Consider the following 18,695-nt stretch of genomic DNA (forward strand, 5'->3'; position numbering starts at 1 on the left):
CATCTCCACCTGAAGGGGAGATGTCCGAGTAAGCAAATGTTTTTATCAAAATAAAAGACATAGAGCCTGTCGGCACCTCCCTATCCTCGTAGGTTTTCTGGCGCAATGAACAGGCAGGTCTCCTGGCTCATGGTCAATGCTTGCTGCGCCTTCCCATACATTTGTACAGTGGCCTGATGCAGCTTGCTCCCATTTACAGTGGCGGGACCGCGTTGGATTTTCACCAACTTCCCTTTTAAGTCTTGTTATAAAAGACACCCGATTCATTCGATATGTAATTTTCCGCTAAATCCAATTATACACGATGCGCGAAAAATTGCTTCAAAATTATTGATCATTTCGACATTTTTTTGCAATTTCATATTCAGCATTTTGACGAATATTCTCGATTTCATTCTTGAGCATTTTGACGAATATTCTCGATTTCATTCTTGAGCATTTTGACGAATATTTCCGATACCATTATTCAGCATTTCGACAAACTTTCCCGATCCTGAAAGGTCATTGAGCAAGCAGGCTCCATTCTTTCAGCTTTTTATCAAATACCAGCCTTCCGTCCGGGGTGTTTCGGCTGGCTTCTCTATACTCATCATACATATCATCCATATTGGCAAAATCGCCGATGATCCAGATAGGAATTTCGATCCTGCTGCGGTTTTGCTGGATATTTTTCAGCGAAAAGACCGCACCTTCCTTTAAAGCAGGGGTCAGTGTTTTCAAGATTTCCTTGCTGACTGAAGGATAGGATTTCTTTTTTCTGATTCCGAGCAAGGTTTTCTCTGGCTTCAATTCGCCAAGTTTTCCAGAAAGGACATTGCCAAGCATCCGGAAAAAGTCATTGAAATTCCGATAATACGTTTTATTGAACCAGCCATCTTCATGGGCAAGGTACACAAAACGGTTATTAAGCTGGTTATAGAATGGCAGCTTAAGATGGTGCTTGATATGGCCAAGATAAAGGACTTCGGCTATTTCGTGGGCTGACAGCACATTCAGCGCTTCCAATTCCTCGAAATCGATCCAGCAAAAATCGCCGTAGGCATGAACATTGTCGGCGATCAGCTTTTCGACACCATCTTCTGGAACATAATCAAACAAAGTATGTCTGTTGAACTCGCCATCCTCATAGCGGTGCTTCAGCAGCAGCAAGTGATTGAGCGAATCAGACAATGACCTGGCAAATTCAAAGAATTCAATTCCATACGAAAGAACATATTGATCACGGTCGTTCAAATGGACATATAACAAATCCCGGCTATAAGGATGGTTCTTTTTCAAGGGCGTTAACCTCCCGGACAAATTCTGGGTGTAAATTGACAGCGGGTGAGCTGCTTCCGTACAAAATGACGCTCATTCCATTCTAACAAAAATAAGCAAAAATATCTTATACAGACTCCCCAAAAACAACATTATTATGAACCAAAATAATCCCGCTGTGCCAAAGAAACTAATGGACCTGTTCATTCGTCTATATTAGATAGAAGCATTGTAAGGATAAATTTTCTTTGATAGCATAAAAATGTAAAAAAAGAGCCAGACAGGGTGTTGATAGATGAATAAACCTTTAAAAAAACATGAACGGTTTGATTGGACACTGACATTGATTTTGCTGCTGCTTTTTCTGGCAAGCTGCATGGCGATTTACAGTGCCCAAAAAACTGGACAATACGGACAGAACTTTTTATTCAAGCAAATCTTTTGGTACGGCGTCGGTGGCGGAATTATTAGTGTTGTCATGATGTTCGACAGCGACCAGTACCGCAAACTTTCGTGGTCTATGTACGGCTTTGGAATATTCCTGCTTGTTTTTCTTCATTTTGCCCCTTCGAGCATCGCTGAAGAAAGGAATGGCGCAAAAAGCTGGTTTTTCATTGATCCATTCGGTTCGATCCAGCCTTCCGAATTCATGAAGGTCTTTCTGATTCTTGCCCTCAGCAGCACGATTTATGCCCACCACAACAAACATAACCTGAAGACTCTTCAAACAGACTTTCTTCTTTTCATCAAGCTTGGCATGGTAACCGCAGTGCCACTCGGTTTGATCATGCTCCAGCCTGACCTGGGAACCTCACTGGTCGTAATCGCAATCTTTACCGGAATGATTCTTGTTTCGGGCATCACCTGGAAAATAATCCTGCCTCTTTATGGCGGAGGTGCAGCTCTTGGAGCCGGAATTTTGTACCTCGTCATCTGGAAACCTGAACTTCTGAAAGAATACTTGAATGTGAAAACCTATCAGTTCGGCCGTATTTATGCATGGATTGATCCTGATAGCCACCCTGAGTATGGCTACCATCTTTTAAAGTCACTTAGTGCCATCGGTTCTGGTATGTTAACCGGCAAAGGGTTAAACGGCAGCGAAGTATATATCCCTGAAAGCCATACCGATTTTATTTTCAGTGTGATTGGCGAGGAATACGGCTTTGTCGGCGGCAGCTTCATCATCAGCCTGTATTTCCTGTTAATCTACCATTTAACGAAAACCGCATTGGACACGAACGACCCTTTCAACACCTATATCAGCACGGGCGTCATCAGCATGATCACCTTCCATGTATTCCAGAACATCGGGATGACGATCCAGCTTTTGCCGATCACCGGCATCCCGCTGCCATTCATCAGCTACGGCGGCAGCTCGCTCATGGGCAATATGCTCGCAATGGGCTTGATCTATGGTATTCGCTATCACCATAAAACCTATATGTTTGCCTCAAAGGACAGGAGTTTTAATATATGAAGCTAGTAAGCAATTACCGGAACAATGAAGGGTTACGAGCCAGCTTTATGCAGCTGGCGGCTGAGGTTTTCGGCATTGATTTTAAAAGCTGGCATGAGAACGGATATTGGCGAGAGAGGTACATTCCGTATTCCTATGCAGATGGGTCCAGAGTGGTTGCCAATGTTTCCGTAAATGAGCTCGATTTTATCATGGAAGGACAAAGCCGCAGAGCCTTGCAGATCGGAACTGTCATGACACATTGGGATTATCGCAGCAAAGGTCTGTCAGCCAGCCTGATGAATCATGTCCTCACTGAATACGAGGGTAAGTACGATTTCATGTACCTGTTCTCAAATGACACCGTGCTGAATTTTTACCCGAAGTTCGGTTTTGAAACGGTTGAAGAATTTCAATATTCCACCGTCTTTGCATCGGGGAAAGGCCGCTTGAGGAAACTGGACATTACAAAAGACCTTTCCTTCATTGAAAAATTCATTTATGGAAGAATGCCAGTTTCAAACCGCTTCGCCACCGCTAATTCCGGCAGCATTACGATGTACCATGTCTTGAATGTTTTTACCGACCATCTCTACTATCATGAAAACGAGAACGCGATTGTCATTTTCACGAATGAAAATGGCACGGTCCAGCTGTATGATGTCATCAGCACCACGCCTGTCGACATCAGGAGGATTTTATCGGCACTGCCGGAGGACCAATCCGGGATTACGTTCCATTACACCCCTGATTATGAGGGACTTGAGTATAAGCGTCTTCCTTTTAAAAGGGATGGAGCATTGTTTGTAAAAAAAGGTTCTCCCAGACTGGAGTTTCCTGCATATGTGAAGCATCCTGTTACATCCGAAGCTTAGAAAAAAAGGCTGATCAATCTCAGCCTTTTTTTACTGCCTTTATATTTTTTATTTTCCCAGCTGCACGGATAAAGAAATAAACGATGAATACGCCCATGATTACAAGACCTGTTTTATTTAGATCGAACAGCTTAAGCACGGCTCCTGCCAGAGTGGCGATGTAAAGCAGTCCAAGCATTGCGTTCATTTCTTTGTTTTCAAAGTGACTTGTCATTTTCGCTCCAAATTGTGAACCAACGAGCGCACCGGCAATCAGCATCATGCCAATGAAATAATCGATATTGGTGTTTATCGCGTACGAAATGAATCCGACGCTGACAATCAGCATCACGGCAAAAAGGCTTGTCCCAACTGCCTTTTTCGGATTGAACCCTAGCGATGTGATAATGAGCGGGACGATGATGAATCCGCCGCCAACCCCTAGTGCAGCCGAGGCAAACCCGCCAACAAACCCGACAGCCAATAATTTTGGCACTGAGAAGGATGCGGGAACAGCGCTGCCTTCTTCTTTCTTTTTACCCTGGCGGATCATTTTTATTGCGAAATACGCAAGCAGCAAAATATACAGGAACGGGATGACAATTTCATCCCAGCCCCGTGCTTCAAGATAATAAACAAGCGGTCTGGCCAGCTGCGTTGCGGCAATCCCGCTCGCCCCCATGATCAGGCCCTCTTTCCAGAGAATATTTTTCAGGCGGATATGGGCAGTAATACCCGAAACAGATGTACCCACCGTAAAAAACAAGCTTGTGGTAATTGCCTCAAGAGGTGAAAAGCCAATCAAAAGCAAAATAGGCGTCAGGATAAAGCCGCCGCCTACTCCAAAAAAACCCGAGAGGACACTGATCAATCCGCCAAGAAGCAAAAAAATGATATATTCCATCAACAACATTCCTTTGAATTTGAGTTCTTATATAGAATACCACTCTTCGCAGTACGGGTACGATATTTTCCCAGTTGCTGATATAATTGGCTCTGGCAGAATCAAAAATGATATACTTCTAACTATAACAATTCAAAGGAGAAACTACTTCATGTCTGAATGGATACATACGTTTGAAGAATGGCTGCTTGAATTCGGTTCCTGGGGATTATTCATCGTGTCTTTCCTGGAATCTTCCTTTTTCCCGATCCCGCCTGATGTCTTGATGATTCCGATGGGTATCGCGAATCCAGACCGGGCACTCTGGTATGCCTTTATCACGACATCCGGATCTGTACTTGGCGCACTTCTTGGCTGGTACATAGGTAAAAAAGTGGGCCGGCCAATCCTGCGTTATTTTATAAAAGAAGAAAAAATTGTACTTGTAGAGCAATACTTCGAAAAATATGGTGCGATGGCCATCCTGATTGCCGGATTCACGCCTATCCCTTATAAAGTGTTCACGATTTTTTCCGGCATCTCCAATGTAAGAATACCAACCCTAATCATATGGTCCATCATCGGCCGAGGAGCTCGGTTCTTTCTGGAAGCTGCAATCATTGTCGCTCTTGGTGATAAGGCAATGCCATTCATTGAAGAGAACTTTGCCTTACTGACCGTAATAATTGGTATTGCCATGATTGCAGGATATCTGGTTTACATGTTTTTACGGAAATCAAAAAAGAATAAACAAGAATCTTAAACCGGGCCCCAGTGCTCGGTTTTTTTACTTTAATCCGCTTGGAGTGCAAATAAACAAAGAGACGCTTTGATCATAAAGCGTCTCTTTGTTTACAACGTCATCAATTGGGTAGATTAAAGTAAGCTTGCTAGCTAACTAAGGATTTTATCTAGAAAAAATGCTGCACAGCGGCAGCTCTCGAAAAATCCAATTTAAATAAGGAGTGAGGAGTTTGTACAATAATTTTTACAATGGCTGGGATGGCATTCTTGGCAAATTGCCGAATGTGCTGATTGCGCTTGCGGTTCTCCTGGTCGGATGGCTTGTGGCAAAATTGATTGAAAAGGCGGTTTACAAAGGTTTGCAGAAAACCAGCCTTGATAACAAACTTTTTTCGAATATGAACAATAAAAAGTACTCTGCAGAAAAGATTATCAGCAAAATTGTCTACATTCTGATTCTCGTATTTGTCTTCATTATGTTCCTGAATATTTTAGATTTGTATATATTGACTGAGCCTCTTGTAGGCATGATTTCGACGATTACATCGGCGATTCCGAACATTTTAAAAGCTGGCCTGATTCTATTATTTGCATGGCTGATAGCATCTGGATTGAAATTCCTGATCCAGAAAGGCGGCAAAACTTTAGGTGTCCATGAAAAGCTGAGCAAGTACAAGCTTACAGACGACAACCAGCAAACAACGAACGTGGTCGACAAGGTTGCAAACATCGTTTTCTATCTTGTATTGCTGATGGCTTTGCCGGCAGTATTGTCTGCCCTTAACCTTCGCGGTGTCTCTGAGCCGTTCGAAAACATGATACAGGGCATTTTGTCATTCATCCCTAAACTATTCGCGGCAGCTTTAATCCTGTTAGTTGGTTACTTCGTTGCTAAAATCGTCCGCGATATCCTGACAAACTTTTTACAAAGCCTTGGAACGGAAAGGTTAGTAGAGCGTTTTGGCCTATCCCGTTTATTCGAGGGTACAAGCCTTTCCCGCGTAATTGGCACGATCGCTTTTGTTTTGATTTTAATTCCGACTGTCATCGCAGCTCTTGAGCGTCTTGATATCAAGGGAATTTCCACACCAGCCATCGCGATGCTGAACGACATCCTGACGATGATTCCAAATATCGTCGTCGCAATTGTTCTTGTATTGATCGGCCTGTGGCTTGGTAAATGGCTTAAGAATTTTACAGCCGATCTATTAAGAAGAATCGGATTCGATTCCTATTTTAGAGGAATGGGTTTCAGTACATCAGCAAAGCGCCCTAACTCATTGAGCTTATCAGACATTGTCGGCTATATCGTACAAGTCATCGTCGTACTGCTATTTGCAGCCGAAGCACTGAATGTTGTTAAGCTTGATTTCTTCGTAGACCTGGCGCGTGGTGTCATTGCGTATCTGCCTCACGTCATTGCGGCAATTGTCATCCTTGGGGTCGGCTTATGGCTTGGCGGCCTTGCAAAGAAAGTCCTTGGCAGCATCCTGCAGGGCGAATCGTCAAACGTTCTGGCAACAATCGCAAAATATGCAATCATCACGATCGCTGTCTTCATGGCACTTGACCAGCTTGGTGTAGCGCCAGCAATCGTCAATGCGGCGTTCATCCTGACACTCGGCGGACTGGCTCTTGCATTCGGACTTGCATTTGGTCTTGGCGGAAAGAACTTTGCTTCGAAATACCTGACCAAGTTCGATGAAAAAATCGAAAAGACAAGTATCGATAAAGCCGCAGTCCAGCAGCAAAAAATGAAAAACAACCAACCGGTGAACCCTGACCTGGCAACACCGCCAAATATGAACAACCTGAATAACAACCCTATGGATCCACGAAATGATAACAATCCGTTGAATCCGTAAGAATAGGATAACAAAGCTGCAAAAAAACAGTCCAATTCTCAACTGAATTGGACTGTTTTTTATGGGGTTCATTCGAATGATGGGTTCGGTTGAATTTTTTAAGTGTTACATTATTTGCATTGAATTTGGAATGATAATCAGTGAGGAGGTGTAAAATGTCTAATCCTTTTGAAGCAATATGGAACATGCTAAAAATATCAGTCGATACAACCAACGAACCGAAATCCCCGTTACATATCATTGAAGCTGGTGACTGTTGGACATATTTAACTTTAATGGTTGAGTTCATTCGTTATGAGGAAACGGGATTAAACACAACGACCGATGATGAGGTCAAAGAAATGCTTAAGGATGTAATTAGAATATGTGAATCACAAGTACAAAAATTAAATGCATTTATGAAGAAAGAAGGAATTCCCCTACCCGATGCAACAGCTGCCAAACCAAACTCAGATCCAAATGATATTCCTTTAGGGGTAAAGTTAACGGATGATGAACTTGCAAATGGGGTTGCGTTCAAGTTAGTTACATGCTTGCAGGCGTGTTCAAAAGGGCAGGCGGACTCTGTAAGAAATGATGTTGGCACCATGTGGTTACAATTCTATCTTGAATGGGCAATGTTTGGAACAACCTTAAAAACACTCATGCGTAAAAGAGGATGGCTTAAGGTTCCGCCATATTACTATGCTCCTGGTTCACCACAATAATAAAAACCAACTCACACAGTGGAGTTGGTTTTTGTTATGCTGTGTTTTTATATGTACTTAACTAAAATTATCGATGAAAAAAATGACGAGAAATACAATGAAGGCATAAAAACTCAGATGCAACAGTACAGTAGTGATAAAATCCTTCAGTTTTCCAAACGAAAAAGGTTCACTCTTCCTTGTCCTTGCTCTCATAGCCCGTCCTCCTTAGTAAAACTATCCAATCAGTCCAGTTTTTTCTTTTAAATAATCATAGCATAATCCAGAGGTTTTGTACCCGATATTTTCGTTTGATTCCCATCCAAAAGAAAAAACCCCCTAAAAAGAGGGTTCCACCTTATCTTTGGCCGTAACTCTGGAATTTCTCTGCTAGATGTACCATTTCTTCATCTGAAAGCATAGTCGGTTCACCGATCGCTTTTGCCTGATAGTAAATCTGGGCACTGAATTCAATTTCCTCGGCGACGGTAAAAGCGGTTTCGATATTATGGGCTCCAGCGATCAATCCGTGGTTTGCAAGTAGTACCGCCCTCCTGTCCACCATGCCTTCAAATGCTTTTTCCGCAAGTTCCTTCGTGCCGAAGGTTGCGTACGGGGCACATCTGACATTCGGACCGGCAAATGCCACCAGATATGTCACCGGCGGGATATCCCAGCCAAGGGTAGCAATCGTTTTTGCATAAGGAGAATGTGTATGGACAAGTGCGTTGAGGTCGCCGCGGCGCTGGTAAAAAATCAAGTGCATATCCAGCTCGCTCGAAGGAGTTCTTCTGCCATCAATGACCTCGCCATTTAAGTTGATAATCACTACATCATCAGGCTTCGTTTCAAAATAATCAATCCCGCTTGGACTGATGGCGACCAGCTGTTTCTCACGATTGAAAATGCTGATATTGCCTCCGGTACCCTTTGTCAGTCCGCTGGTGATGATTTTCTTTCCAAATTCTACGACTTTCACCCGTTCTTCCAGAAGCAACATATTCTGCGCCTCTCTTTCTCTAAAATCAAGATAGGAACGTCTTATTATCGCATATTATGGCTTGAAGCTGAATCCTTTAGTACTTGTAAAAATTGTTCTCCAGTTTTGAAGCTGGAGGAATTCAAAATGAACTGCTTTGCGGCAGTAAGGCAAATTCTCTCTGCTGTAACGCGCTGCTGCTCATCAGCAATCGTTGTCAGATCCTTCACCTTCGCCAATCCTGCAATTCGGCGGATCAGCTCCATTCCGGTTACAGATGCTGAATCCTGAAGGACTGAATCAAGATACCAGCGGTCGAAACCCTCTTCTTTCGCCATGAGGTCCGTGACATTTTCCTTCCAGCCAGCCAGGAATTTTTCAGCAAAAAGATTAACCGTATCCTTGATCGTCCCCTCCAGCCAGGCAACATACTTATCATTCGCAGTAGTTACATGCGCACGGGACCATGCGAACATCAGATTGGCGACCACATTCCCGACATCATATCCCATCGGTCCGTAGAACGCGAATTCAGGATCGATGACCTTTGTGGAATCATCTTTTACAAAAACAGATCCTGAATGCAAGTCACCATGAACAAGTGCCTGGGCATTGGTCATGAACGCAAATTTCAGCTTGGCAGCTTCGAAGCGCAAATGCTCATCACCATAGATATTCTCCTCAATCCATTCCTTGTTGGCTGGGAACAGATCATTCCTGCTGTTATGGTCTGTGAAAGGTTCAGAGTATACTAGGTCCTCCGAAATTTCGCACAATTCAGGATTGATATAGTCCTGAACTAGTGCCTTCTTGGCTTTGTGCTCCATGACAACATCCGAAGTCAAAAGCAGAGTATTGACCATGAACGTTGTCAGATCATCCGCAAGCTTTGGAAAAATCCGGCCTTCAAGCAAGGCTGTTCGAAGGATCGTATGGTCTGACAGGTCTTCCATCACACAGCAATTCATCACATCATCAAATAAATACACATCCGGGACCAACCCTTGCGCAAGTTCACCCTGAAGCTTGAGCACGTTGGATTCGATCCTGATCCGATTGGTTGAAAGCTTGAACTCATCAGAGATTCTAGCCGTATCGCCAGCTTGTTTTACAATCAACGATTTCCCGGACACCTCATCGAGGACACGGAATACGTAATTCAAATTTCCGTCGCCAATCTCGGCACATGTTAATTCAGCATCTGTATTAAAATAGTCGGTCTTCGCTTTTACATACTGGATGACCTCATCGGCATTCATCAAAAAGTAACTATTAAAATCTGTCATGATGGTTTGACCCCTTTCCCGAAAACAATTATGTAAATCTTTTAAAAATTATTATATCTTAAAATAGTATTTCGAGGCACTAAAATATTGCTTCTAAATTGAGATTGTTTTATCAAAAAAGAAGCCGGTTTCCCGTCTTCTCTTTTCTGAATATGTATTGGTCATCACTTACATGGGAGCAGAATTGTGAAGGTGGTGCCTTTTCCTTCTTCACTGTCGACATTGATTCTGCCTCTCATTTTAAGAATGATATCGTAGGAAATCATCAGTCCGAGGCCGGTTCCTTTTTCCTTGGTAGAGTAATAGGGGTTGCCGAGTCGTTCCAGCTGTTCTTTGTTCATGCCGACTCCTTCATCCCTGAATTGAATTTTTACGAAGCCCTTGTCAACCTTGGCGATGATGTAAATGCTTCCGCCACCAGGCATCGCTTCAATTCCATTTTTTAGGATGTTTATAAAAACCTGTCTGATTTCATGGGCATCGCCGTTAATACAGAGGTCCTTTTCGATTCCTTCTACCAATTCAGTATTTGCCAGATGGGAGTAGGATCTCATGAATGCTATGGTTTCTTTCAGCAATCCACTTAAATTGATTTTTGCCATGCCGCCTGTGTTCGGTTTGGCAAGGGATAAAAAGTTATCAATAATGGTCTGTGTCCGGTCAAGCTCCTGAAGGGAAATCGATATGAAGAGATTCTGGTCGTCGTTTAAATTCCTCTCCCCCTGCAGCACCTGCATGAAGCCTCTGATCGTTGTCATCGGATTGCGGATTTCATGGGCAACCGAGGCTGCCAGCTGGCTGATTGCCGAAAATTTCTCAGCCTTGTGAAGCTCATGCATCATTTTCAGCTGCAAGTTCGTCATTTCAATAATGTAGATTGTTACCGACAAAGCTACAAACGAAACGAACGAAAAGACAAGAAGATAGAGAAAGTCATTTGCGTTGCCGGAGTTGATCATCGCAGCAAGCCTTGTCGAGGTAATTAACGCATAGACAAATAGACCAAGAGCAATCTTTTTCCTGACTGAGGAGTCCTTGTACATCTTTTCAATCGCAAAAAACAAAATCAATATGATCACATAATTGGCAGCAGTGACTGCAAGCTTATCGAACTCGACAAGACCCTGCAGCAAAAGAAGGACAACCACAAGCAAAAAACTGTCTGTCCTGCTTAAGTAAAAAAAGGCAATAAAGACCGGAATCAATTTCAAATCAAATTCCATTCCACCGTGGAATCTTACCGGCAAAGCCATGGTAAGCAATAGCGCACCCAAAATAGCCGCCTTGAAAACCTGCTTCTGGTACATCGATCGTTTCTGCATCCACAGAAAGTTATACATGAAACCCAGAGACAGGATAATAGAAAAATGCAGAATTAAATCTTTTACGAACTCTACCATTGTTTATCCCCCAGGGGCCGCCAGAATGTAAATAATTGTATAGTTCTTATTATCCATGCACCGCCATAATTCTTCAATGGAAAATTCTGATTTTTGAAGAATTTTGTCTAATCGTTCAATCTATAAAAGTTTTTTACAGTGACTGTAAAACTTATGCTATAATAAAAACAACCATTGCTTTACCGTAGTAAAAACCCCACTTTGGACGAGTGGGGTTTCTTTATTTTCCGGGAACTTTGATTTTACCGAGGAAATTCGCAAATAAAAAAACAAGCCCTGACGAATCAGAGCTTGTTTGTATGTGCTAAATCGTTATTATAGTTTTGTAACGTTAGCCGCTTGTGGTCCACGAGCGCCTTGTTCTACGTCGAAAGAAACTTCTTGGCCTTCTTCAAGAGTCTTGAAGCCTTCGCCTTGGATAGCTGAGAAGTGTACGAATACGTCTTCTCCACCTTCACGCTCGATGAATCCGAAACCTTTTTCTGCGTTGAACCATTTTACTTTACCGTTTTCCATTTTTGTTGCCTCCTAGTGTGTTATCCACACAATTTGTTACTATTCTTGTATCAGTGATATCCAGGCGAATCAAGCAGTGCATGTTCTTTCCTTGCATACCGAACAAAAATAATTCTTCCTAAGAATAACAGAAATAAAATAATTGTGCAAGCTTTAAGAGGTATAGCAATATATAGGACATTTTAAATTTGCGTTAAAAGCCCATAATGGAAATACAAGAGTCAAACGGAAACTGTGCTATAATAAATAGTATATGAAAGGGCGTGGCTAATTGAAAAGCGCAAGCAACCTTTATAAAGCAGGTCAGTCGGTCAATATCAAAGAAACCGGTGAAACAGTGACGATCATGAAATCCCAATACGTGAAAAACATGAAAAGATTCTCGTACACCGTAAAAGAACATCCCAGCACCTTCTATTTCGAGGAAGAACTGGAGAAGATTTAGAAGCACGGGGACGGTTCTCGTGCTCTTTTTTTAATGCCCCGCATTTCTATTGGAATATTGCAGAATATGTATGTAAAAAGCGTGCCCCATTGAGCACGCTTTTTTATATCTCATTCACTCACATCCGTTTCTTCTGCCTTCACTTTTTGCGGCCATAGGCTGTATTTGCCCAATTTGACCATGATGGCTGGAACGAGGATGGTCCTGATCAGGAAGGTGTCGATCAAGACGCCGATCGCGACGGTGAAGCCGAACATGAATAGTTCCATGATTGGCTGGGTGATCAGCACCGCGAATGTCGCTGCGAGGATCAGGCCGGCTGATGAAATGACTCCTCCTGTATGGGATAACCCGAGACTGATCGCTTCCTTGATCGGATGCTTTCTCGCTTCTTCTTTTATCCTTGAAATCAGCATGATGTTATAATCCACGCCCAATGCTACCAGGAAGATGAATGTATACAGCGGAATCCGGTAACTGATTTCGGAATATCCGAAGAACTGGTCGAAGATGAAGAATCCTGCCCCAAGCGCCGTAAAATATGACAGGATGATTGTAGCCATCATATAGATTGGCGCGATTAGCGATCTGGTCTGCAATCCTAGCAAAATCATGATAACCAGTGTCGTTAAGAGAACCACCACCCAGGTATCCCGGTCATTCACATCACGGATTTCAGATTGCTTGGCAGTTTCGCCGGCATAGTAAAGATTTGCACCCTCCAGGCCGGCATCCAGTTTAAACTTTTGTTCATTACTGCGGATTTCATTCAACTGATCAAATGTTTCCTGGTCATAAGGGTTCCCAGCAAAAACGATTTCAAGTTTTGCTGCATTTTTATCACCGGAAAAATAAGTATCAAGTCTTGCAGCCTGCATCGGATCAGTTGTTGAAAAATCAGGATTCACCTGTTCAACTCCATCCATCGCAAGCAGTTCTTCCCTTAAGTTTTGCAACTTCTCTTTATCCAGTTCCTTGCTGCTTTCTACGATCAATGTTGTCGGCGCCAATTCACCTGGTGAAAAGTTCTTCTCCAAAATCTCATATCCTTGCCGTGACTGGATGTCGTCCGGGAACGATTTGATCAGATTGAAGGAATAATTGATATTCAATGTATTTAACGCAATGGCTACGAGCGGAATCAGAACAAAAAATCCGCTTTTCAATGGATTTTTCACAACGGTATTTCCAAGCTTCGTCCAGATTGTGGCCTTCGCTGCTGCCTGATCGTCCATCTTCGGGATTGACGGCCAGAACGACTTCCTTCCGAACAGTACATACAAAGCCGGCAGCAATGTCAAGCCGCCGAGAATGATCAAGACTAGCGCGATCGAGAACACAGGTGCGAAGTTGCGATACGGTTCGTAAATGGCCGCGAACAACACGAGCATTGCCGCGAGTACCGTTCCGCCGCTGTAGAGGATCGGTTCTGTGACCTCATCCATCGCCCGTTTCATTGCGGAATATTTGTTTTCTTCCTTTTTCAGCTCTTCTTTGAATCGAGCGACGATAAACAGCGAATAATCGGTCAATGCCGCAAAAAGCAGGATAGACATGATCGAGGTTGACTGCGTCTCCACCTTCATCCCGAACGAGCCAAATATCCCAATCGTTTTATTCACCACTTCATAGACAATTCCGGCACCTAAGAGAGGTACCAATGCCAGGAGTGGCGAGCGATAGATCAAGATCAGCAGGACGAAGATCAAGCCCATCGTCCCTAAAAGCAGGACAATGTCCGCCCTGGCGAAGATGCCGATCATGTCGGCGACAATTCCGGCAGGGCCCGTAATCGCCAGTTTGACTTCATCCTGTCCCTTCAACTCTTGCTTCGCTATTTTTCCAATCTCCTTGATGGTGTCATTGATCATTCCTCGCTCGAGATTTTCCTTCAGCGAAACCGGCAAGATCAGGGTCGTATTATTCTCCGACAGGAAAGATGCCTTCGCCTGCTGCGGCATCTCATGGAACGGAACAACCGCCTTTACCGGTTTCAGCTCTGCTTCCTCAAGCTTTTTGCTGACCTCATCAATGACGGCGAAGTCCTTCTCGCTGAACTCACCGTTCTTTTTATTAAAAACAAGCAAAGCCGGAGTTCCCTTGTCATCCGGGAAATGCTCCTTGATCTTCTCATCTGCTTTTAGCGCAACAGAATCCTCACGCAGACCAGATTCATTGACGCTTGTCGCATAATCACTCGCACCCGGAGCAAGCCACCCCATCAGCATCGCTGCAATGAACCAGACAGCGACAATCCACTTTGAACCCTTCTTGCCACTTGAAAAAGAGGTTAATAACTTAGCCCATTTCACGATCACTTGACCTCACTTTCAACTGCACGTTCGATAAAAAATGTGGTAACAAGGAAAAGGATGAAGCTGACCAGCAAAGTCACTCCTCCGCCAATGTAAAGAACAAGCGAAGCCGCTTCAGGCAAATCAAATGGCTTCAGGTTATGGACCCACATTCCTGCCGTAAGTCCTGTCGTACCGATGATCGCCGTCCATGTATGCCAGGACGCCAATTTTTTCGACGTGATCGTGAACACTTCATAGTAGACCGCCCACGCAAACAAAGTCAGCCACCCGACAACCAGGATGTGCGCATGAATCGGGCGGAACGCATACGAACCTGCCCCTGCCATGTGTGCACCAAGCATCGCACCGATCACTGAAAATACTGCCGAAAATCTAAGCAGTGCCAAATTTCCTCTTTTCAAAAAAACCACCCCTTTAAGTAATTCAGAAAACACTTTTGTTACCTTACGAACCTATTATAAGAATCGAAGGTGAACAGAAGGTGAACTGGATATTACAAATCAGGAAGTGGCTTATTTTTAAAGTATTTTACATGGAAACACAAGAACCGTCCCTGTGATCTCGCGGTAGTGTAATGATGAACTCAGTGCCTTGGCCGGGTTCGCTTTTGACGGTTATGGTTCCTTTATGCAGTTTGATGATCCGGTCTACAATGGAGAGGCCGAGGCCGGTGCCTTCGATTTCCCTTGACCTTGATGGGTCGGCTCGGTAAAAACGGTCGAAAATCCGCTCGATTTCCTCTGCGCTCATCCCGATACCAGTGTCTTTTATGGCCACTTGCACAGAATCCTGCTCATCATGAATCGCTATTTCAATTTCTCCGTTTTCTTTATTGTATTTAATCGCATTTGTAAAAAGGTTTTCCCATGCATTGTATAGGAGCGTCGGGTCTCCAATGCAAATCACATTTTGAAGGCTATAGGATAATGTAATCCCCTTCTCGTCGAGCTGCCATAAATATTTCTGCACAAGCTCCTTTAGCTGATTACCCAAATTGAAAGGCGAAGGATTAAAATAAAACTCCTCTTTTTCCAGGGAAGTCAGCAGTAACAGCTGCTTTGTCAGCAGAGACAGACGGTTTGTTTCCTGATGGATCACCTGGATGTACCGTGCTTTCTCTTCCCTCGTCAAACCATCTTTCCCCAGGAGCTGGGTATATCCCTGGATGTTCAACAACGGTGATTGAAAATCATGGGATACATTCGAGACGAATTCTGTCCGCATCTGGTCAAGCTGGCTTAGCCTCAAGCTCATCTCCTCGAAGCTTCTCGCCAGAACACCCAGTTCATCCTGCCGGTTAATATCCAGCTTGATATCAAAATGACCCTCCTGGATCTCTTTCGTGGCAGAAGTCAGTTCGGTAATCGGCTTGACGAGATATTTCGAGGCAATCAGCACAAGAATGACACTGACAATGAACATGATCAGAATCATCCAGCCCATCAGCACATGGATTTCACTGAACAGCAGCTTGATATCCGGTCTCATGAACAACGCATACTGCTCTTTTTCATAAGTGAACGGAACGCCGACAGTATTCCGCAGCTCATTCGCGAAAAAGCCGGTGACGAAGGTTTCCATCGGGAACTCCCTCATCCCGTGGTAGATTTCGCCTTTGAGTACTGAATCGACCGCTTCCTGTTCAAGGTTTTGGCGTTTAAACGCTGCACCGAAATCCTGTTTGTAGCCGCTGGCATTGACTGCATAAATCTGATAGCCCATCGATGCTGCATTTTCTAAATACGGTTCCAGTTCGAGAGGTTTCTGGCTCTCAATATAACTTGCCAGATTTTTGGCCACACTGACATTCTTTTCGTCATTTAAAGGTTTCACGAGCTGATGGTAGTATGTATTGGAAATGAAGAACCCAATAATCGTGCTCGTAAGAATGATGGCAATGGTCGCTAATACAAATTTTGAATAAATGGATTTCATTTGCTTTGGACCTCAACCAGATAACCGACTCCCCTGATTGTTTTAATTGTGAAATCATCCGTCAATTCAGAGAACCTGTCACGCAATCTTTTGATATGGACATTCAGCGTCCGTTCATCACCTGAAAAATCCAGGCCCCAGACTTCCTCGATCAGCTGGTTCCTCGTAAACACCTGATTCGGCTTCGCTGCCATGAAAGAGAGGAGCTCGAATTCCTTCAATGGCAAAATATACGTCTTGTCCTTCACCTGCACCTCGAAATTCTGCTGGTTGATAGTCACGTCGCCAATGGTAATCCGCAGATTGCTCCGCTTCTGATATCGGCGAAATAGAGCGTTAATCCTGAAAATCAGCTCCTTCGGGTCAAATGGCTTCACGATGTAATCATCCGTTCCCGACAGGAATCCGAGCTCCTTATCCTCAATCTGTCCCTTTGCCGTAAGCATGATCACCGGGATATCGTGCATCTCCCTGATCTGCCTTGTCAGCTCATAGCCATCCATTCCCGGCATCATCACATCCACAACAGCCAAATCAATGACATTATTGTCGAGCATCCTCAAAGCTTCTGTCCCGTTACTGGCCTGAACTACCACATGTCCCGCCTGTTGAAGCTGATTTTTCACCAAATATAAAATATTGAGATCATCATCCACTATTAAGATTGCGGCCATTATTGTGTCTCCTTACTCAGTTCATAGTTAACTTCATTATATCGATTACGGCGCTGGCATCATAGTTAATTACTTTTCGCCTACGAAACCCTATTTACCGCCTTTTAAACTCTATCCTTTTTACTTATTTCGCAACTCGAAATTTGTCTGATAAATAGGCATCATACTCTATTAAATATATTTTAAAAATTCTGTAAAATAGTGGCGAATCTACTTTTTGGAGGTATGACGATGAATTTGAAAAAGAAAGTGTTATCAGTTTCACTATCAAGCATGATGGCCATTGGTGCCGTTACGGCGGTTTCACTGCCTGCAGGCGCAGTTGGAAATGGTCCGGGAGCCGGAAATGGAGCGGTGCAAACTTCAATCCTGCATACATATAAGAGTTTAGTAGATTACCTGAATACACAGGATGCCAAACAAGAGGCAATGGAGCTTGAAGTGATCGGGCAGACGGTAAAAGGCCGTGATATTTATATGGCTAAATACATCTCCAATCCTGATAACCCTACTGTGTTATTTTTGACCCAGCAGCACGGGAACGAACAGCTGACAACTGAAGGAGCGATGGAGTTTATCAAGCACCTGGGCACTTCAAAAACAAGCGGCGTATTGAAGGATGTCAATATCCTGGTGATTCCAATGCTGAACGCAGACGGGGCGATGGGCGATGTCGACTTCTCCCTTGAAGACTATCACGCTGACGGAGACCGCCACCTGACGCGCTATAATGCAAACTACGTAGACTTGAACCGGGAACACGCAAAAGAAACATATGAGATGGAACCTGAAGCCCGTGCGCTTCATGAAAACGTCTTTGCTAAATACGATATTGATTATATGATCGACCTCCATCATCAGGGTACCCTAAGCGAGACCGAAGGCGAACTTGTTTCTGGGTCGATTCTGTATCCAACCAATTCTGAGGTTAAACCAGAAGTCCTTGAGGGATCCAAAAAGCTCGGTGCAGTTGTCTACAACGCGCTTGAAAACACCGGCTGGGGCCATATCGGAAAATATCGCGGCGGGGACGGCGCCAATATCGGCCGCAACGGCGCAGCAGTCCGTTATGATATTTCAACTCTATTATTTGAAATGCGCGGCATGTCCGACCACTATATCGAATCATACGCACTAGGCCAGAAGAGCAACGGCTACCTGATCAAGCAGACCATCACCACTTTGGATGCAACCGTAAGAGCCATTGCCGATGACTCCATTGAAAAAATGGACACAAGCTTCTGGGACACACTTCCATACCAGCAAAACAGACAAGGTGAAGAAGAGGACGAGTAAGTAGTACTTACTCTGTAGATACGCATTCTGCCAGGTTGCCCTGGCAGATTTTTTTATTTGTTCAAAATTGTTCACTGGAAATTCAGCTGTTTTTACAT

The 18,695-nt window shown here is 43.8% G+C and carries 18 protein-coding genes and 1 riboswitch; of the genes, 7 read left to right on the forward strand and 11 right to left on the reverse strand.

Annotated elements, in window-relative coordinates; genetic code table 11:
* Positions 1 to 95: 95 nt before the first annotated feature.
* Positions 96 to 277, reverse strand: a riboswitch (cobalamin riboswitch).
* A gap of 224 nt (positions 278 to 501) precedes the next feature.
* Complete coding sequence (locus tag ACXAEA_RS00480; protein ID WP_475094051.1) at positions 502 to 1,278, reverse strand: hypothetical protein; 777 nt, start codon at positions 1,276 to 1,278, stop codon at positions 502 to 504.
* A gap of 274 nt (positions 1,279 to 1,552) precedes the next feature.
* On the opposite strand from ACXAEA_RS00480, the gene ACXAEA_RS00485 reads away from it, so the two are divergent.
* Entirely contained in the window at positions 1,553 to 2,737 is a 1,185-nt protein-coding gene (locus tag ACXAEA_RS00485; protein ID WP_475094052.1) for an FtsW/RodA/SpoVE family cell cycle protein, read from the forward strand.
* Positions 2,734 to 3,591, forward strand: coding sequence for a GNAT family N-acetyltransferase (locus tag ACXAEA_RS00490; RefSeq protein ID WP_475094053.1), 858 nt, complete (start codon positions 2,734 to 2,736; stop codon positions 3,589 to 3,591). The genes ACXAEA_RS00485 and ACXAEA_RS00490 overlap by 4 nt, the downstream gene beginning before the upstream one ends.
* Positions 3,592 to 3,610: 19 nt before the next feature.
* On the opposite strand, the gene ACXAEA_RS00495 is transcribed toward ACXAEA_RS00490, so the two are convergent.
* Entirely contained in the window at positions 3,611 to 4,474 is an 864-nt protein-coding gene (locus tag ACXAEA_RS00495; RefSeq protein WP_475094054.1) for a sulfite exporter TauE/SafE family protein, read from the reverse strand.
* 151 nt (positions 4,475 to 4,625) lie between these two features.
* On the opposite strand from ACXAEA_RS00495, the gene ACXAEA_RS00500 reads away from it, so the two are divergent.
* The 3 genes from ACXAEA_RS00500 (at position 4,626) to ACXAEA_RS00510 (ending at position 7,769) form a co-directional block, all read left to right on the forward strand.
* Positions 4,626 to 5,216, forward strand: coding sequence for a YqaA family protein (locus ACXAEA_RS00500; protein WP_475094055.1), 591 nt, complete (start codon positions 4,626 to 4,628; stop codon positions 5,214 to 5,216).
* Positions 5,217 to 5,427: 211 nt separating this feature from the next.
* The gene (locus ACXAEA_RS00505; RefSeq protein WP_475094056.1) at positions 5,428 to 7,062 is read left to right on the forward strand and encodes a mechanosensitive ion channel; all 1,635 of its coding nucleotides are present in this window, start codon (positions 5,428 to 5,430) and stop codon (positions 7,060 to 7,062) included.
* A gap of 155 nt (positions 7,063 to 7,217) precedes the next feature.
* A complete protein-coding gene (locus ACXAEA_RS00510) occupies positions 7,218 to 7,769 on the forward strand; it encodes a DUF3231 family protein (protein ID WP_475094057.1) in 552 nt (183 codons plus the stop codon).
* Between the two features lie 57 nt (positions 7,770 to 7,826).
* Here the strand turns inward: ACXAEA_RS00510 and ACXAEA_RS00515 are convergent, their stop codons facing one another.
* The 5 genes from ACXAEA_RS00515 to ACXAEA_RS00535 all read right to left on the reverse strand — a co-directional run bounded on the left by ACXAEA_RS00515 (position 7,827) and on the right by ACXAEA_RS00535 (position 11,929).
* Complete coding sequence (locus tag ACXAEA_RS00515) at positions 7,827 to 7,964, reverse strand: hypothetical protein (RefSeq protein WP_475094058.1); 138 nt, start codon at positions 7,962 to 7,964, stop codon at positions 7,827 to 7,829.
* A 142-nt stretch (positions 7,965 to 8,106) separates the two neighbouring features.
* Positions 8,107 to 8,748, reverse strand: a complete 642-nt coding sequence (locus ACXAEA_RS00520; protein ID WP_475094059.1) for an L-fuculose-phosphate aldolase — start codon at positions 8,746 to 8,748, stop codon at positions 8,107 to 8,109.
* A 44-nt stretch (positions 8,749 to 8,792) separates the two neighbouring features.
* Positions 8,793 to 10,013: an S-methyl-5-thioribose kinase gene (mtnK, locus tag ACXAEA_RS00525; RefSeq protein ID WP_475094060.1), complete on the reverse strand. Its 1,221-nt coding sequence runs from the start codon at positions 10,011 to 10,013 to the stop codon at positions 8,793 to 8,795.
* A 164-nt stretch (positions 10,014 to 10,177) separates the two neighbouring features.
* On the reverse strand, positions 10,178 to 11,413 hold the full coding sequence (locus ACXAEA_RS00530) for an ATP-binding protein (RefSeq protein ID WP_475094061.1): 1,236 nt from the start codon (positions 11,411 to 11,413) through the stop codon (positions 10,178 to 10,180).
* Positions 11,414 to 11,728: 315 nt separating this feature from the next.
* Positions 11,729 to 11,929 (reverse strand): cold-shock protein, encoded by a 201-nt coding sequence (locus ACXAEA_RS00535; RefSeq protein ID WP_023626356.1) that lies wholly within the window; start codon positions 11,927 to 11,929, stop codon positions 11,729 to 11,731.
* A 271-nt stretch (positions 11,930 to 12,200) separates the two neighbouring features.
* Between ACXAEA_RS00535 and ACXAEA_RS00540 the strand changes: the two genes are divergently transcribed.
* Positions 12,201 to 12,374: a hypothetical protein gene (locus ACXAEA_RS00540; RefSeq protein ID WP_475094062.1), complete on the forward strand. Its 174-nt coding sequence runs from the start codon at positions 12,201 to 12,203 to the stop codon at positions 12,372 to 12,374.
* A 110-nt stretch (positions 12,375 to 12,484) separates the two neighbouring features.
* On the opposite strand, the gene ACXAEA_RS00545 is transcribed toward ACXAEA_RS00540, so the two are convergent.
* The 4 genes from ACXAEA_RS00545 to ACXAEA_RS00560 form a co-directional block, all read right to left on the reverse strand.
* Positions 12,485 to 14,692, reverse strand: coding sequence for an MMPL family transporter (locus tag ACXAEA_RS00545; RefSeq protein ID WP_475094063.1), 2,208 nt, complete (start codon positions 14,690 to 14,692; stop codon positions 12,485 to 12,487).
* The gene (locus ACXAEA_RS00550; protein WP_475094064.1) at positions 14,689 to 15,093 is read right to left on the reverse strand and encodes a hypothetical protein; all 405 of its coding nucleotides are present in this window, start codon (positions 15,091 to 15,093) and stop codon (positions 14,689 to 14,691) included. The genes ACXAEA_RS00545 and ACXAEA_RS00550 overlap by 4 nt, the downstream gene beginning before the upstream one ends.
* 127 nt (positions 15,094 to 15,220) lie before the next feature.
* Positions 15,221 to 16,627, reverse strand: a complete 1,407-nt coding sequence (locus tag ACXAEA_RS00555) for a sensor histidine kinase (RefSeq protein WP_475094065.1) — start codon at positions 16,625 to 16,627, stop codon at positions 15,221 to 15,223.
* Positions 16,624 to 17,301, reverse strand: coding sequence for a response regulator transcription factor (locus tag ACXAEA_RS00560; protein WP_475094066.1), 678 nt, complete (start codon positions 17,299 to 17,301; stop codon positions 16,624 to 16,626). Before ACXAEA_RS00560 ends, ACXAEA_RS00555 begins: the two co-directional genes overlap by 4 nt.
* A gap of 231 nt (positions 17,302 to 17,532) precedes the next feature.
* On the opposite strand from ACXAEA_RS00560, the gene ACXAEA_RS00565 reads away from it, so the two are divergent.
* Positions 17,533 to 18,597 (forward strand): M14 family zinc carboxypeptidase, encoded by a 1,065-nt coding sequence (locus ACXAEA_RS00565; RefSeq protein WP_475094067.1) that lies wholly within the window; start codon positions 17,533 to 17,535, stop codon positions 18,595 to 18,597.
* Positions 18,598 to 18,695: the final 98 nt, after the last annotated feature.

The organism is Mesobacillus sp. ABV4_180, assembly GCF_056158485.1.

Excerpts from the sequence above, each read along its gene's own strand:
- ACXAEA_RS00485 (WP_475094052.1), top strand. The coding sequence starts at position 1,553 with ATGAATAAACCTTTAAAAAAACATGAACGGTTTGATTGGACACTGACA.
- ACXAEA_RS00490 (WP_475094053.1), top strand. The coding sequence starts at position 2,734 with ATGAAGCTAGTAAGCAATTACCGGAACAATGAAGGGTTACGAGCCAGC.
- ACXAEA_RS00495 (WP_475094054.1), bottom strand. The coding sequence starts at position 4,474 with ATGGAATATATCATTTTTTTGCTTCTTGGCGGATTGATCAGTGTCCTC.
- ACXAEA_RS00500 (WP_475094055.1), top strand. The coding sequence starts at position 4,626 with ATGTCTGAATGGATACATACGTTTGAAGAATGGCTGCTTGAATTCGGT.
- ACXAEA_RS00510 (WP_475094057.1), top strand. The coding sequence starts at position 7,218 with ATGTCTAATCCTTTTGAAGCAATATGGAACATGCTAAAAATATCAGTC.
- ACXAEA_RS00515 (WP_475094058.1), bottom strand. The coding sequence starts at position 7,964 with ATGAGAGCAAGGACAAGGAAGAGTGAACCTTTTTCGTTTGGAAAACTG.
- ACXAEA_RS00520 (WP_475094059.1), bottom strand. The coding sequence starts at position 8,748 with ATGTTGCTTCTGGAAGAACGGGTGAAAGTCGTAGAATTTGGAAAGAAA.
- mtnK (WP_475094060.1), bottom strand. The coding sequence starts at position 10,013 with ATGACAGATTTTAATAGTTACTTTTTGATGAATGCCGATGAGGTCATC.
- ACXAEA_RS00530 (WP_475094061.1), bottom strand. The coding sequence starts at position 11,413 with ATGGTAGAGTTCGTAAAAGATTTAATTCTGCATTTTTCTATTATCCTG.
- ACXAEA_RS00535 (WP_023626356.1), bottom strand. The coding sequence starts at position 11,929 with ATGGAAAACGGTAAAGTAAAATGGTTCAACGCAGAAAAAGGTTTCGGA.
- ACXAEA_RS00555 (WP_475094065.1), bottom strand. The coding sequence starts at position 16,627 with ATGAAATCCATTTATTCAAAATTTGTATTAGCGACCATTGCCATCATT.
- ACXAEA_RS00560 (WP_475094066.1), bottom strand. The coding sequence starts at position 17,301 with ATGGCCGCAATCTTAATAGTGGATGATGATCTCAATATTTTATATTTG.
- ACXAEA_RS00565 (WP_475094067.1), top strand. The coding sequence starts at position 17,533 with ATGAATTTGAAAAAGAAAGTGTTATCAGTTTCACTATCAAGCATGATG.